This is a genomic window from Cohnella algarum (assembly GCF_016937515.1).
In the GTDB taxonomy this organism is placed as follows: domain Bacteria; phylum Bacillota; class Bacilli; order Paenibacillales; family Paenibacillaceae; genus Cohnella; species Cohnella algarum.
This window is the reverse complement of sequence record NZ_JAFHKM010000002.1, coordinates 2,380,079-2,395,592: the sequence shown is the minus strand read 5'-3', so window position 1 is coordinate 2,395,592 and position 15,514 is coordinate 2,380,079. Positions and strand designations below refer to the sequence as shown.

13 protein-coding genes are annotated in these 15,514 nt (G+C 57.9%); 1 reads left to right on the top strand and 12 read right to left on the bottom strand.

The genetic code is table 11. From position 1 onward, the window contains the following. Nucleotides 1-50: 50 nt before the first annotated feature. From JW799_RS10845 to JW799_RS10790, 12 genes are all read right to left on the bottom strand, one after another. The gene (locus tag JW799_RS10845) at nt 51-2,144 is read right to left on the bottom strand and encodes a copper-translocating P-type ATPase (RefSeq protein WP_240353229.1); all 2,094 of its coding nucleotides are present in this window, start codon (nt 2,142-2,144) and stop codon (nt 51-53) included. Between the two features lie 311 nt (nt 2,145-2,455). Continuing rightward, complete coding sequence (gene tnpA, locus JW799_RS10840; RefSeq protein WP_205429746.1) at nt 2,456-2,926, bottom strand: IS200/IS605 family transposase; 471 nt, start codon at nt 2,924-2,926, stop codon at nt 2,456-2,458. A gap of 679 nt (nt 2,927-3,605) precedes the next feature. Further along, entirely contained in the window at nt 3,606-4,229 is a 624-nt protein-coding gene (locus tag JW799_RS10835) for an SGNH/GDSL hydrolase family protein (RefSeq protein WP_205429745.1), read from the bottom strand. Nucleotides 4,230-5,148: 919 nt separating this feature from the next. Continuing rightward, nucleotides 5,149-5,541 carry a hypothetical protein gene (locus tag JW799_RS10830; RefSeq protein ID WP_080833424.1) on the bottom strand — a complete coding sequence of 131 codons (393 nt, stop codon included), beginning with the start codon at nt 5,539-5,541 and terminating at the stop codon, nt 5,149-5,151. Between the two features lie 222 nt (nt 5,542-5,763). After that, complete coding sequence (locus JW799_RS10825) at nt 5,764-7,062, bottom strand: amidohydrolase family protein (RefSeq protein WP_240353228.1); 1,299 nt, start codon at nt 7,060-7,062, stop codon at nt 5,764-5,766. A gap of 14 nt (nt 7,063-7,076) precedes the next feature. Further along, entirely contained in the window at nt 7,077-7,772 is a 696-nt protein-coding gene (locus JW799_RS10820) for an NAD(P)H-dependent oxidoreductase (RefSeq protein WP_205429744.1), read from the bottom strand. 121 nt (nt 7,773-7,893) lie between these two features. Continuing rightward, nucleotides 7,894-8,985, bottom strand: a complete 1,092-nt coding sequence (locus JW799_RS10815) for an ABC transporter substrate-binding protein (protein ID WP_240353227.1) — start codon at nt 8,983-8,985, stop codon at nt 7,894-7,896. Between the two features lie 101 nt (nt 8,986-9,086). After that, nucleotides 9,087-10,448: an amidohydrolase family protein gene (locus JW799_RS10810; RefSeq protein WP_338026254.1), complete on the bottom strand. Its 1,362-nt coding sequence runs from the start codon at nt 10,446-10,448 to the stop codon at nt 9,087-9,089. A gap of 54 nt (nt 10,449-10,502) precedes the next feature. Beyond that, entirely contained in the window at nt 10,503-11,303 is an 801-nt protein-coding gene (locus tag JW799_RS10805; RefSeq protein ID WP_240353615.1) for an ABC transporter permease, read from the bottom strand. A gap of 75 nt (nt 11,304-11,378) precedes the next feature. Continuing rightward, nucleotides 11,379-12,728, bottom strand: a complete 1,350-nt coding sequence (locus tag JW799_RS10800) for an FAD-binding oxidoreductase (protein WP_205429743.1) — start codon at nt 12,726-12,728, stop codon at nt 11,379-11,381. A gap of 32 nt (nt 12,729-12,760) precedes the next feature. Next, on the bottom strand, nt 12,761-13,534 hold the full coding sequence (locus tag JW799_RS10795) for an ABC transporter ATP-binding protein (RefSeq protein ID WP_080833438.1): 774 nt from the start codon (nt 13,532-13,534) through the stop codon (nt 12,761-12,763). A gap of 25 nt (nt 13,535-13,559) precedes the next feature. Continuing rightward, complete coding sequence (locus tag JW799_RS10790) at nt 13,560-14,363, bottom strand: creatininase family protein (RefSeq protein WP_205429741.1); 804 nt, start codon at nt 14,361-14,363, stop codon at nt 13,560-13,562. Nucleotides 14,364-14,693: 330 nt separating this feature from the next. Between JW799_RS10790 and JW799_RS10785 the strand changes: the two genes are divergently transcribed. Continuing rightward, on the top strand, nt 14,694-15,470 hold the full coding sequence (locus JW799_RS10785; protein ID WP_176220658.1) for a DeoR/GlpR family DNA-binding transcription regulator: 777 nt from the start codon (nt 14,694-14,696) through the stop codon (nt 15,468-15,470). The last annotated feature ends 44 nt before the right edge of the window (nt 15,471-15,514 follow it).

Genomic DNA, 15,514 nt, shown 5'->3' with positions numbered 1-15,514 from the left:
TTCGTTACAGGAATAGCTCCTACCAATATTGATTCATCAATTTTCTACAATCATTGGGCCTTCAACAACTTCGCATTAATGGCGACGACAATGGTGCTGAGTGACATCAAAACAGCTCCTAATGCAGGGTCGAGCAGAATGCCGGGTCCGTACAGCACGCCGGCGGCGAGTGGAATGGCCGCAATGTTGTAGCCTGCCGCCCACCATAAATTTTGGACCATCTTCGCATAGGTCCTTCTGGACAAATGCAGGATGGAAACGACATCTTCCGGGTCGCTGCGTACCAGAACGACATCCGCCGTTTCGATCGCGACGTCAGTCCCCGCTCCGACTGCAATTCCCAAGTCGGCTTGCGCCAATGCCGGGGCATCATTCACCCCGTCCCCCGTCATCGCGACAAGATACCCCTCCTTCTGGATCTCTTTGATTTTGTCCGCCTTCTGATGCGGAAGAACTTCCGCATAAACTTCATCCAAATCAAGTTGTCTCCCCACCCGGTCCGCTGCTTGCTTGTTGTCGCCTGTCAACATCATGGATTTGATCCCGAGCCCTTTCAGTTTTTCGATGGCGCTGCGGGCTGTTTCCCTTATTTGATCCGCCAAAGCAATCAAGCCGGAATATTTCCCGTCGATCACCGCGAAAACAACGGTATTCCCTTGGGAGGAAAGTCGCTCGTAATCATCGGATGGATAGGAAATTTGCTGCTCTTCCATGTAACCGGGACTTACCACTTTGACGTCTTGACCGTTTACCAACCCTTGCAGACCTTTGCCGGTCAAATTCTCGACGGACTCGGCCTGATAAACGGAAATATTGCGATTTTTCACTTCCGACATGACCCCTTTGGAGATGGGATGCTCGGACTGCGCTTCCAGTGCGCCGACAATCTTCAACAGTTCCGTTTCCTCATATCCCACGGCCGGGAGAATGTCGGTGATGCCGAATTTGCCTTGGGTCAACGTTCCGGTCTTGTCGAAAACAACGGCGTTAAGCTTCCGTGCATCCTCAAATGCGGTACGGTTGCGGATCAACAATCCCTTCTTGGCCGCCAATGAGGTGGAAGTCGAGATGACCAGCGGGATGGCAAGACCCAGCGCATGAGGACATGCAATGATCATGACGGTAACCATCCGTTGCAAGGCGAAATCAAAGCTGGAACCCATAGCTAACCAGACAATCAGGGTGATCAACCCGGCTGCCAATGCGATGTAAAACAGCCCTTTGGCCGCTTTGTCCGACAAGTTCTGCGCCTTGGATTTGGATTCCTGCGCTTCCTGGACCAGCTTGATGACTTGGGATAAATATCCTGCTCCGCCTTCGTTATGTACTGTAACGGTCAGCGAGCCTTCCCCGTTGATGGCTCCGCCGATGACTGCGTCTCCCGTTTTCTTGACGACCGGTACGGATTCCCCTGTGAGCATCGACTCATCTATGGAGGATTGCCCCGTCATGATCACTCCGTCAACGGGAACACGTTCACCGGGTTTAATCAAGATGACTTGCTGGGGTTTCAACTCGGTCACGGAAACGTCCTTCGTTTCCCCATTTTCGGTGACAAGGTGCGCCTCCGATGGAATCAGCCGGACCAGTTCTTCCAAGGCATGAGATGCGCCCATAATTGATTTCATTTCCAGCCAGTGTCCGAGCAGCATAATGTCGATCAACGTAGCCAGCTCCCAGAAAAAATCAACCTCTGTCAGGCCAAACATGGTTAAGGAGCTGTAGCTGTAAGCAACGACAATCGCAAGCGCGATTAAAGTCATCATACCGGGCGATTTATATTTCAGTTCATGATAAGCGCCCACCAAAAATGGCGTACCGCCATAGAAGAACACAAAGGATGAGAGAAGAAACAGCAGTACCGTATCATAAGGAAACCGCCAATCCACACCGAGAAACATTTGGATCATCGGAGAAAGGATGAGAATCGGAATCGTGACTGCAAGGCAAATATAGAAGCGTTTTTTAAAATCCTCGACGTGATGGCCGACATGCTTATCCATGCGGTGAGAGCTGTCCGGATGTCCGGATGGATCATCGTGGTGATGATGCTGGTGATGGTGCTGATGGGTGCTCATGGAATGGGTGCCCTTGTTCTGGTCCGCATGGTTGGAATGATGAGCATGGCCTTTGTGATCATCCATTGGTATCACCGCTCTCGAAGTATTTGTTTCCTATAGTATTTGCCTTAAATTATTCAATAAACCCTATCATGACAGGTTGTTAATGAGAAATCAGTTTTGACACATTCCCCTCTCCTATCGAAATTCCAATTTGTGCAAACAATAATACGCAGTGTTATGTTATATCAAGAGATATAAAAGTCATAACCACCGGCTTAGCCGGTGGCTTCCATCAGCCCTATAAGGGCATGTTGCAAGCAAGCGCCTCAAAGGCGCACTGAAAGTCTGCCAGCCGCGTGTTGCCTCGGGCGAGCCCCTGAAAAGGGGCCCCTTTACCCGCCCTTTTTCACCGACTCACCCGTAAACGGGTCGAACAGTTCTTTCATCGTGAGTTGTTCATAATTTTTGTCCTCCACTATCTGGTTACGGATGTATTCTTCAATCACTTTCTTATTTCGCCCCACCGTATCCACAAAGTACCCTCTGCACCAGAATTGACGGTTTCCATACCGGTACTTCATGTTTGCGAATTTATCGAAGATCATCAGTGAGCTTTTCCCCTTCAAATAGCCCATAAATTCAGCCACACTTAGCTTGGGCGGTATGCTCACCAGCATGTGAATATGATCCGGACAGGCTTCTGCTTCGATGATCTCCACACCTTTTCGTTCACATAACTCCCGTAGAATCTTCCCGATCTCTCTTTTTAACTTCCCGTATATAACTTGTCTGCGGTACTTGGGTGCAAATACAATATGGTATTTGCAGTTCCATTTGGTGTGTGCTAGACTGCTCTTATCCATCCCTTGTCCTCCTTGATTAATGGTAGCGGTTGGCAGACCGGCTCCCATCTTATCATTGAGTTCAAGGGATGACTACTCATAGCTATAAGCTTTCCTGAACCCCCAGTCGAACTGGGGGTTTTCGTATACAATAAGACCCTCCAGACTTTTCTGGAGGGCATAGTTTTATGTATGGTGCGGTTGAGAGGACTCGAACCTCCACGGTATTGCTACCACAGGAACCTGAATCCTGCGCGTCTGCCAATTCAGCACATGATTGCAAGTCAATTATTGACCTAACATTTTTGCGAGAAAAATAAGGATTGGACAGCTTCGCTTTTCAGGAACTTACCAAACAGTTTCCTCTCGCTGAAACCTTCCACAACTTATCTCCACTCCCTCTCGAACCACCTTTACATTAAGTTTCAAACGATCTACGGCCAGAATAAAAATTACTCATATTGGACATCCACTCATTACCTTGGGGACCAAGGCTTCAACTTGACTGTTACTTTAACGCGATTTATGATCAAACCATCAGCCTCGTATATCTCGTAAAAATCAGGTGCGTATATCTTTTTCCGCGCATAACCTTTAAGCGCCTGGTTCGTATATCTTGGCTGAAAAAATCAAAGTTATGCGAGGACAAAGCGACAAAAGCGAAGTGGGGAATCCGCCAAAAGCCTTATGGGAGAAGGGTTTAGGTTGTTTTTGAGAGGTCAAAAAATGGCTCGCATAATACGATGTTAAATCTGCGGCTTAAAAGATTCGTATAGCACATGCCCGGACGAGAGGCGCAAGCGCCCTGGGTAATGGAGGTGCCGTACACGACGACGCGCCCCGAATCCGCATACGCGGGAGGAGCTTCGACAACGGCGCCCGCCTCCAGACCGACCGACACTTCGACGACTCCCTGATACAGAGGAAAATGAAGCGCGATTTGCCGCGGCTCGGTCGCTCCGTTCTCGAACAGCAGCGCCTCATATTCGGTTGCCGCCGCCGAAAAAGTCGCCGTAGCCCGGTAGCGCAGGTTGCCTTCCAGCTCTTCGTAACAGTCGAACCCGTTTTGGCCGGTAGCCGGCATGTGATACATATTGGCCGGACCGGAGAGCTTGACCCGGATCGACAGCCTGGGCGAATCGGTAACGAAACGGATTTGGCCTCCTGCCGTATGATTGGCGAGGTTGTCTACGGCCGCCGGAATCTCGTAAGGGGGATTCGTCGGCAGTCTGCGGTACTTGCCCTCCGTCCGAAGCCACGCAAAACCCGCGATCGCAAAAGGAGGCTGAAGCGGCGAAAACCAGACCAATTCGGATACGCTCATGGGAGTCCACTCCTTTTTTTCCAATCTGAAGGGTTAGACGCGGATCCAATTCCCAAAGTTGCGTATTTGCGCGAATCCCCTACCCTTTCATGGGGCCGCCGGCGCCGGCTTGAGATCTCCGATTCCTCGTCTATTGAATGGCAAAATTCCGGATTATGAATCTTGGCGGCACTCAAGAACGCGGCTTCGGGCGCTTGTCCGGTCGAGATGGGTATTTTCTACTCAACTGAGCGCGGCTCAAGGCGCATGTCCGGTCGAGATGGGTAATTTTTACTCAACTGAGCTTGGCTCAAGGCGCATGGCTGGTCAAGATGGGTAATTTTTACTCAACTGAGCGCAGCTCAAGGCGCTTGGCGGTCGAGATGGGTATTTTCTACTCAACTGCGCTCGGCTCAAGGCGCATGGCCGGTCGAGATTACTCAACTGAGCGCAGCTCAAGGCGCTTGGCTGGTCAAGATGGGTAATTTTTACTCAACTGAGCGCAGCTCAAGGCGCTTGGCCGGTCAAGATGGGTATTTTCTACTCAACTGAGCGCAGCTCAAGGCGCTTGGCGGTCGAGATGGGTATTTTCTACTCAACTGCGCTCGGCTCAAGGCGCATGGCCGGTCAAGATGGGTAATTTTTACTAAACTGAGCGCGTCGCGTGCGTCCGCGGGTGAAGCTGGTCTCACCGCCGTTAAAAAGGGAATTCTCTGCCGTTCGCTCTTTCCCCCGGCTCTCCTGATCTCTAAAGACAACGGGAGAAAAATATGAACGAAAGGCAGCATTGGGGATTGCGCGAAAAACAGTCGAACACCGCCATCCATCCTATCGATGAACGGCGGTCCGAGAAAAACGGAAGACCGAAATCGCAATCAGTAAAGCCGGGGATTCAGATTGCCGTAAGGGAAGCTTGCTCCATAATCGCTCAAAAGCGCGGCTATTTTCTTTTCCGCAATCGCGGCAGGATCGCCGCCAAATCCAAGACCGCACCGACGACGATGCCGGCGGAGACCGCCTCCATAAACAGCAGCAGGCCGGCCAGATCCTCCCAGCCGATCGCGTTTCGGGAAGCCGTCGCCATCAGGACGAGTCCCGCGATCGTTCCAAGCGAAGCGCAGGCCCACAGCTTGCGCGCTCCGAGCCAGCCGCCCAGGCTGAACAAGGCAGCGAGACCCGAGCCGAGCAGCAGGAAGCGAACCGCGTGGACAAAGGTTGGCTCCTGGCCCAGAACGGCAAAGCGAACGATCCATAGCGCAACGGAATAAAAAATGGCGGCGGCGGCGGCAAGCTTCCACCATCCGCCGCTTTTCGGAGCGGGTATCCGGTTCATCGGATCATGCCCTCCTCCTCTTGTTTCTTTTGCCTAATTGACGCATGGGAGCCGGGAGAAGTTTCACGCCAACGCCAAAAATGCGCTCAGCCGGCTTCGTTGGATTTTGCCCAATCAAAGCCGGCTTTTTTGATAAGCTCGCTGCCGTACATTAACCGCCCGATTCGCGGCCGACGACGCGTGCATATCGCCAAACTCGCGGCCGCCAACCAAGTTGTCTCGTCACGGAACGCGAACGCCCAGCTCCCTGGCGGGCGCTCCATGCCACCTCGTAACGGCGGGGCGCGTTTCCGAAATCAAGCGCCCGCAGCGGAAAACGTAACGGGGAGCCGGGCGCGCGCGAATCAATTCGCCCGCATCCGGAGCGTCGAACAGCAGAAACGAAGCGGGAGCTCCCGCCCGAAACGTCCCCTGGCCGTAGCCGTACGCTTCTCCCAGCTTCATCGCCGCCGCTCCGCCTTCCGTAATCATGCCGATTAAGTCCGACAGCTCGGCGCGGCCGCACATATGGGCGAGATGGGCCGCCATGTGCGCGGCGTCCAGCGGATTGCCCGTCCCGAGCGGATAAAACGGCGTCCGGATATCGTCGTGGGCCAGCGCGACGTTCACGCCCGCCTGCCGGAATTCTTTAATGCGCGTAATCCCCCTCCCCTTGGGGTAAGCGTCGTAACGGCCTTGCATGACGCTGTTTATGAGCGGGCATGCGACGATCGAAAGCTCCGATTGTTTGACCAGCCCGAGGATTTTCTGAAAATAGGGCTCGTTGTAGTAGGCGGCCGCATTGGCATGAGCCGCCGCGACGCGCGATTTGAGTCCGGTCGAGATTGCTAGCGAGGCGCAAACCTCGAGAAACCGCGAAGCCTCGTCGTCCGTTTCGTCGCAAAACACGTGAACGAACGCCCCCGTCCGCTCCGCCAGACCGAACGCCTTGCGCAAGGACAGCACGCCTTCTTCGCGCGTCCGTTCCAAATGCGGAACCGCAGACACCCCGTCCGCGCCCAGCCGCAGCGCTTCCGCCATTCGTTCCTCGTTCTCCGGGCAGGATACGATGCCGTCCTGGGGAAACGCGATCACCTGAATGTCCGCAAGCTCGCGATAGCGTTGCTTCAGCTCGAGAATCGCCCGCAGCGCCGTCAGCCCCGGATCGCCGATATCGACCATCGCGCGCAAATGGAGAACGCCGTAGCCCAAATAAAGGCGAATCGTCCGCTCGGCCCGGTCCGTCACATCCTCCGGGTCCAGGTTTTGCTTGCGGGAGGACCAGATGGCAATTCCTTCCGCCAGCGTCCCGCTTTCGTTCCAGACGGGATCGCCCGCCGTCAGCGCCGTATCCAGATGGACGTGCGGCTCCGCGAACGGCGGAAGCAGCAATCTCCCTCCCGCATCGAACGTTTCCGCGGAGACGGCGTCCGCCAAATTCCCGCAGGCGGCGATCGTTCCGCCGCTTATCCCCAAATCCGTTTTCGCCCCGCTGCCGGCCAATCGGGCATTGCGGACGATCAGATCGTAAGTTTGCGTCATTTTATCCCCGCCATTCATCGGATGCCTTTGGTCGCTTCCGCGAATCTCGCCACTCGGGCGCCAAGCCTGCCGGCCATCCTCAGCTCGCGCTCGTCCGGCGTCTTCGAGCTGTCCGGCCCGGCCAGCGTCGAAGGTCCGTAAGGCGAGCCCCCGATCGCGTCCGCCGTCAAATATTCCGGATTTTGCGAATACGGAAGGCCGACATAGATCAGCCCGAAGTGCAGCAATGGCACGATCGAAGTCAAAATCGTCGCTTCATGGCCGGTATGAATCGACCCGGCGCTTGTCATGACGCCCGTCGGCTTGCCTTCCAGCTCGCCGCTCGCGCACAGGCTTCCCGACATGTCGAGAAAAGACTTCACCTGCGCGGGCATCGAGCCGTAATAGGTCGGAAAGCCCCACACGATGCCGTCCGCCCATCGGAGGTCGTCCGCCGTCGCTTCCGGCACATCCTTCTGCGCTTCCAGGGCCGCCAAGTATTTTTCAAAGCGAGCCCCGACGCGGAATTTGCCGGACAGCTCATGTTCTTCCCGCCCGCTCCTCCGGTCCGGGCGGTCGAGCAGCGCCGTCACATTGTCCGGTGACCGGAATTCCGGAATTCGCGCGAGCCGCGTTTGATGGCCGTCGTCTTCGGCCCCTTTCGCGGCCGCTTCCGCCATGCGATGAATATGTCCGTACGCGCTGAAATAAACGACCAACAGATTTGCCATTCGCACCTCCCCTTCCAGCACGGGCCAAGGTTTCTTCCCTTCTCGAACGAGCCCCGGCAAATCCGGACAACCCGGAACCGCGGCAAAAAAAACCGCGGCCCCGTTCCAAAGCCCGAAAAGACTACTTGCCCGGAAGGAACTCGTTCGTAAACACGTTCTCGAGCGGCTCTGCCTCCTTGAGCAAACCGATCTCGATCAGCTGCTGCTGCAGCCCCTTCCATATTTCCTCGTTCATATAGCCGACCCCGTACGTTTCCGCGTCGCCGCCGTAAACGAGCGGCTCCTGCGCCTGCGCGCCGTAGGCCATCGCTTCCAGCTTCAGGTCGGGGTTTTTCTCCTGCATCACCTTGTTGATTTCCTCGACGTTGTCTTTGTAGTAGTCCCATCCTTTAATGGAAGCTTCGACATAGGCTTTGACGATTTCGGGATGCTTTTCGATATATTCCTCGGTCGTATAAAGCACGTTGCCGTATTGCTTGTAGCCCAAGTCGTAGTTCAGGAAATAGTCGACCTCCACCCCCTCCTGCTGCATCGTGAACGGCTCGGAGGTAATGTAAATCTGGGTCGCGGAATCCGGATCGGCGACGAAATTCGCGAGAGAGCCCGTGTACTTCAGTTCCGTCACGTCGTCGAGCTCGTACGCCCTTTTCAAATACTCCCAATAGGTCACGCCGCTGCCGACGTAAATTTTATGTCCGTTCAGCTCGGACAGGTCTTTGAACTTGCCTTTGTGGAACATGATGCCCTGGGGATTTTTCTGGAACGTCGCCGCGATCGCGACGAGCGGTATGCCGTTTTCCCGAGCCAAAAGAATTTCGTCCGCCTGTCCCATGCCGAACTCGGCATTGCCGCCGGCGACGATTTGCGTCGAGGAAATGCCCGGTCCGCCGGCCTGGATCGTCATGTCGAGCCCCGCCTCTTCATAGAACCCTTTCGCGAGAGCCGCATACTGTCCGCCGTGCTCCGGTTCCGCGAACCAGTTCGTCACCTGGGTGACCTTGGTCAGCTCGGCCGGCGCCGATGCCGACGCGGGCGGACCGGCCGACGCCGTCGCGGCCGCCGATTCCGGCGGAGCCGAAGACGCGGATTCGCCCGGAGACGGCGAAGCCCCGTTATTGCCGGAACCGCACGCGGATAGACTCAGGACAACCGCCATCGCCGCCGCCATAACGCCTAATCTCGCTTTTTTGCCTGCCCATCTTTTTTTAAGCATCGTTTCTCTTCCTCCCTTATCCTTTGAAAATCTGTATGTGCATCCGCCGAAAGCGGATCGGCACCGTGCGTCGGACAGCGGGCAGCGGAACGCGGCGAAGATCAGACCGCCGAATCCGCATTCGCGCAGCGAACGGCCGCCTCGACGCCGGCGTCGGGCTCCGTCCCCTGACGGCTCAGCCTGGACGCGAACGTCCAGCGCGACTTGTTGTATACCCAACGCGTCGCCGGCAGCTCCTGGAACAACTCCTCCGCGGATACCGCGTCCAGGACGACAAACCCCGCCGGGTTGCCCGGAGCGACGCCGTAGTCCCGCAAGCCCGCGATTCGGGCGGGAAGATGCGTCAGCATGCGCAGCACCGCGACGATGTCCTCTTCCCTGGCCAAGTGCGCCGCATAGGCGGTCATCAGCCCGACTTGCAGCATATCCCCGCGGCCGAACGGATGGAACGGGTCCTGAATGTTGTCCGACGCGGCGGCCACCGGCACCCCCGCTTCCGCGAGCTCCCGGACCCGGGTGACGCCGCGCCGGACGTTGCCCCGGTCCGAGCGCCCTTGCAGGTACAGATTGACGGCGGGGAGCGTGACGGCCCCGACGCCGCATATCGCCATTTTGGCGATCAGCCGATCCGCCTCGTCCTGGGCCATGGCCGACAGCGAGCACAAATGGCCTGCCGTCGCCCGGCCGGCATAGCCGTTGCGCATGATCTGATCGCAGTAAACGTCGATCGTCTTCACGGCCGGATCGTCCGATTCGTCGGCATGCAGATCGATCGGCCGGGCGAATTTCGTCGCGAGCCGGAACGCCCACGCGATGCCCGCGTCGGCTTCCGGGCATAGATGCGGGGCGCCGCCCACGCCGTCGACGCCCATCCGGAGCGCTTCGGCCGCAAATTCGGTCAACTCGCGCTCGGCGCTCGGATCGTAGAAAAACATCGGAAAATATTGAATGTCGACCGCCCCGCTCACCCTTTCCCTCGCCTCCAGCGCCGCCTCGATCGTGCGCATCGCGAGGTCGCGCCCGAGGTGGACGGGAACGTCCAAATGGCTGCGCAGCGTCGCCGAGCCGTAGGACGCCGCGTTCAGCGCCGCCTTCACGATCCGGTCCCGAATCGTCTCCTTCGCGAACGTCGGGGCGACCGCCCGGTAGTTCTCGATCGCTTCCAGCAGCGTGCCCGAACGATTGCGCACGCGCGGGAGCGAATACGCCTTGTCCAGATGCATATGGACGTCGACGAACCCCGGCAGCAGCACCCGCCCTTCCAGATCGAGCCGCCCGGCCGCCCGCAATTCGTCCAGCCCGAGAGCGGCGATCGGAACGTACCCGTCCTCGGATACGGCATTTTCCTGCCGCTCGATCGCCGTCCATTTGCCGTCCCGAACGCTTACCCGGAACAGGCCGCCTTCTCCCTCGAGCGGCAAACGGACGTTGACCGCTTCCAAATCCGCGTTTTGACCGTGCACCGGCCTCGCCTCCCTTTTTCGCGGTATTCGCGATAATCGCTTATCCTTTTTCCCTTATCCTTCGGAAGACTTCATTTCGGATTCGTGCCAGGAGCTGAGCATCCATTTCGAAAACGCGTTGACGAGCAGATAAAACACGATGCCGAGCAGGGAAGCGGCCAGCCCGCACGCGAACAGGTAAGAAGTTTGCAGGCGGGAGGCGGACACCGTAATCGCATAGCCGAGGCCGCCCTTGCCGCCCCCGATGCCGGCGATATACTCGCCGACGATCGCCCCGATGACCGCCAGCGTGCACGAAATTTTCAGGCCGGCGACGATGTACGGGAGCGCGGCCGGGATCCGCAGGCGGAACATCGTCTGCATCGGCGACGCGTTGTAGAGGTAGAACAGATTTTTCATGTTGTGGTCGGTGGAGTTGAGGCCGATCAGCGTATTGGACAGCATCGGGAAAAAGCCGATCAGGAAGGCGATAATGACGATGGCGTTCATGCCGGCGCCGAACCAGATGACGATGATCGGCGCGACGGCGACGATCGGAATCGTCTGCATGATGATCGCGTACGGGTACACGCTCCGCTCGATCAGCTTTGAACTCGCGAGCAGAATCGCAAACCCCACGCCGAGCACGATGCTGAGCAAAAAGCCGATGACCGCCTCGGTGATCGTCGTGTAGACGGAGACCCACAGGTTGGACGCGTTCTCCGAAGCGGCGCGGACGATGTCGGAAGGCTTCGGCAGCAAATACGGCTTCATGCCCGCCAGCCGGCAAAACAGCTCCCAGCCGCCGATGAAGATGACGAAGGCGGCGACGGGGGGCGCCGTCCGCTTCCACAGCTTCCGCAGCAGCGGTTTCATTCTCCAAGCCTTATCCCGGGACGAATGGGACAGGGACGCAAGACTCGAATCGGTCAGCAGTTCCTCGCTCATCGTTCATCGCTCCTCTACTGTGCTTTGGACCGGAACTTGCAGCTTGCCGGGATTGAGCAGCCCTTTCGGATCGTTGGCGCGCTTGGCCCGAAGCATCGCGTCCAGTTCGCCGCGTCCTCCCGCCTCCAGCATCCACGTATGGGGGTCGTTAATGCTCACGCCGTTCGCACGGAAAAAAGCGACGATCTCGTACAACCGCTCTTGCGTCGTGAAGCGGACGATCGGCAGCGCCGCCGGGACGACGACGCCGCCCGAGCGCATAAATTCCAGGTGCATGAGCACTTCGTCGCCGAATTCGGCTTTAATCCTCGCGATTTGTTCCGGAAAATCGGTCGGATGAAACCCGGCCTGCAAATACGTCAGCGAAGGATCGGCCTTGAGCGCCCATAACGTCGTGTGATTCCAGGTGAAGTCGGACAAGCCGATGATTTTGCGGTATTGATCGGAAGGAATGGTATAGCCGACACGCCCCCCGGCCGCGGCGGCATGAGCCGCCAGAGCGCTTTCGGTACCCTCCGCGGTCTCGAGCAGACAGGCGCTGGAGCCGGATTCGAGCCGCTTCGCGATCGGTTTGAAAAAGGAGGGAATCGGCCATTCGACGGGAGCGACCAGGCGCTTGCGAATCGAATCGTCGACGGCGACCGCATGGGAGAACCGGCTGGCCGACGCAAAGTCGTCGAACTGCGCGACCGTTTGCGTCCATTCCGTTTTTTCGGAAATCGGAATGACCAGCTCGGTCAGCACGCCGGTCGTGCCGTAATTGTGGATGTAGGCCGCAAGCTCCTCTCCCTTGACCGCAAGCCTGCGGGGGACTTCCTCCATCGTCAGCACGACCGCCTCCAGCACGTTGCCGTCCCACAGGTTGCCCCAGGTGATGGAGCCGATGCCGCCCGAGCCGCCGCAGACAAATCCGCCCACGGTCGCCTTCATGAACGTGCTCGGATAAATCCGCAGCTCCTTCCCCTGCTCCCGAAGCCGTTTTTCCAGCGCGCCCAGCCGGACGCCGGCCTGAACGCGGGCATAGTCCCCGCCGATTTCGATCACCCGGTCCAGCTTGCTCAAATCGAGCACGATGCCGCCTTCGAGCGGAACCGCCTGCCCGTAATTGCCGGTGCCGGCCCCCCGGGTCGTCACCGGAATGCCGGAGCGGTACGCCAGGGCAAGCGCCCGCGCCGCCTGCTCCTCCGTTTCCGGCACGACGACGCCGTCGGCGCGCTTGTCGCGAAGCAGCGGTTCCAGCACGGGCGAATACCAGTAGTAATCCTTGGACAGCTTTTCGACCTGTTCATTCTCAAGCAGCAGCCGTTCCTCTCCGACCAGCTGCTGCATTTCCTTCGTCCATTCCATCGGCATGAATGGACCTCCTTCCGGTTTTCATTTGTCGATTAATGCTTGAGGGCTTGCGATACGGATTTGACGATTTGCCCGAACTCCGGAGTAGTGCGAAACGATTCGTCGCGGGGAAAAGGGACCGGCACGTCGATCAGGCTCGCGATCTTGCCCGGTCTCGGGGTCATGACGGCGATCCGGGTGGACAGAAAGACCGCTTCGAACACGTTGTGCGTGACGAACAGCACCGTCATTTCGGGATCGTGCCGCCACAATTCGAGCAGCTCCAGCTGGAGCGTCTGCCGGGTAATTTCGTCAAGCGCCCCGAACGGCTCATCCATCAGCAGCAGCTTCGGCTTGGACACGAGGGCGCGGGCGATGGAAGCCCGCATCTTCATGCCCCCGGACAGTTGCCGAGGCATCGCCTTCATATAATCCTTGAGGCCGACGAGCTCCAGCACACGTTCCGCCTCCCGCTGGCGGTCCTTGCGCGGAACGCCGCGCAGCGCGAGCGGCAGCGTCACATTGTCGACGACCGAATTCCACGGGAGCAGCGTGTGATCCTGAAAGACGAAGGCGGTATCGCTTTGCTTGCGCGCCTGCTTGGGCGAAGTGCCCATCACCTCGAGCGTTCCGCCGGTCGGGCCGGAAAGGCCGGTGATCATTTTGAAAATGGTCGATTTTCCGCAGCCGGACGGGCCGACGAAGCAAAGAAATTCGCCCTCGCGTATCGAAAGATCGACTTCCTTGACCGCGACGGTTCCGTTCGGATACACCTTCGACAGCCGCTCCATGCGGACCCATTCCTTGACCTGTGACGTTGCTTCCATCTTCGTGTCGCCTCCGTTTCCGATTTCATTCGCGCAGCGAATTCATATCGAACGCCGCGATTTCCATAAGCGCCTTGGCGAGCAGCGGCCCCGCCTTCTCCAGCATCGCCTCGCCTCTTGCGGCCGTCCCCTTGGTCGCGTCGCCCGCGATGCCGCTGCGGGAAATGTCGCTCATGACCCAGGCGAACGATCTGGCGCGGAAAGAGAGCGAAGGAGACCGGGGAAAACGCGGCATTTCCCGCGGCGCTAGCTCGGGCTTCACCCAGTCGGGGCAGGACGCCATGACGAGCGACGTCTCGACGTCCCCGGCGTGAATGCCGCACGCTTTTTCTTCATCGTCGGTGAACGATTCGCTGTAGCCGACCGCGCCGGGATCGAGACGGTAGACGTCAAGGCCGGTCGCGATGCGGATTTCGCGCGCCATCATGCCGAGCAGGTCGGCGTTGCCGCCGTGAGTGTTGAAGAGGAGCAGCTTCCTGAAGCCGCTGCGGGCGAGAGAGGCGGCAATGTCCTGCAGCACCATCATGAGCGTCTGGGCCGAGAGCGTGATCGTGCCGGGGTACGCCGAGTGCTCGGTGCTTTTGCCGTAAGCGACGGCGGGAAGCAGCCAAATCGGCGCGTCTTCGGGGAGATGGTCGAACGCCGCCGCCATAAAGGCTTCTCCGAGCAGCGTATCCGTAAACACGGGCAGATGGGGTCCGTGCTGTTCGACGGCGCCGACGGGAAGCACGATCAAGACGTCTTCTTTCGGCATCGCTTCGATTTCCTTGGTCGTCAGCCGGGGCAGAAAACGGCGGTCGAACGCATTGCCGTCATAGCGAAACCGCATGCTCCTCACCTCTTGCGCAGGTATTTGTAATGAAAACTGACACACCTTGATACGAGTCTACTCCCTGAAAGACGGAAAATGACTTCGGAAAGACCATTTTTCACAATTTTCAGTCATTTAAAATCACGCCAAGCTAACACAAATGATCATCATATAACCCTTATATCACATAAACGAAAATTTGCATAGCTATTTTTCACACGAAAATAACATAAAACGAACATGTTTTTACTGACAATCGTTCGGAGGGTCGCTATAATGGATCATGGGGAAATGTCGCCGGGCGCAGCGCCGGCGTTAATAAGGAATTGCCGCAAGGAGGGAAAGCCGATGCTCATGGGAACGCGGCGCCACGAGATCATGAAGCTGCTGGAAACGAACCGGCAAGTAACGATTCCCGAACTCGCCGAGCAATTTAACGTATCGCAAATGACGATCCGCCGCGATTTGGACCTGCTGCAATCCGAGGGCAAAATCCAGCGCTTCCACGGCGGGGCGATGAAGGTCAAGCGGTTTATGGGCGCCAAATACGAGCAGCGGGCCAACGAGCATAGGGAGGAGAAAGCGGCCATCGCCAGGGAAGCCGCCAAGCATGTCGAGGACGGCATGAGCCTCATTCTCGACGCCGGCACGACGGTGGCGGCGATGGTGGACGAGCTGGAGAAGTTCAAGGGGCTGAAAATCATCACCCGCGATTTGCATACGGCGCTGATGCTCTCCAACGAGGAACGGTTCGGCAGCTTCGACGTGTACTGCGCCGGAGGAAGGCTGAGCAAGTGGGCGTACAGCCTGGACGGCATTTATACGGAAAAAATGCTCGGCTCGCTCACCGTCGACGTCGCGTTTCTCACCTGCGAGGCGGTATCCCATGCCAAAGGAGCGATGGCCTGGTCTCCCGTGCTCGTTGGCGCGCGGCAGACGACGATGAGCGCCGCAAGCAAAAGCATCCTGCTGGCCGACTCCACGAAATTCAGCTACAATTCGCTGGCCATATTCGCCGATCTCGATTCGTTCGACGAAATCATTACCGACGGCCGGCTCGACGAATACGAGGCGGAGGTGTACCGCAAGGCGGGCTACCCGCTGACGGTCGTCTCCGCCGGTTGAACGCGGCGGGCCGCTTGGGCTTTGCCCGGCGGCGGCTCCCGGCC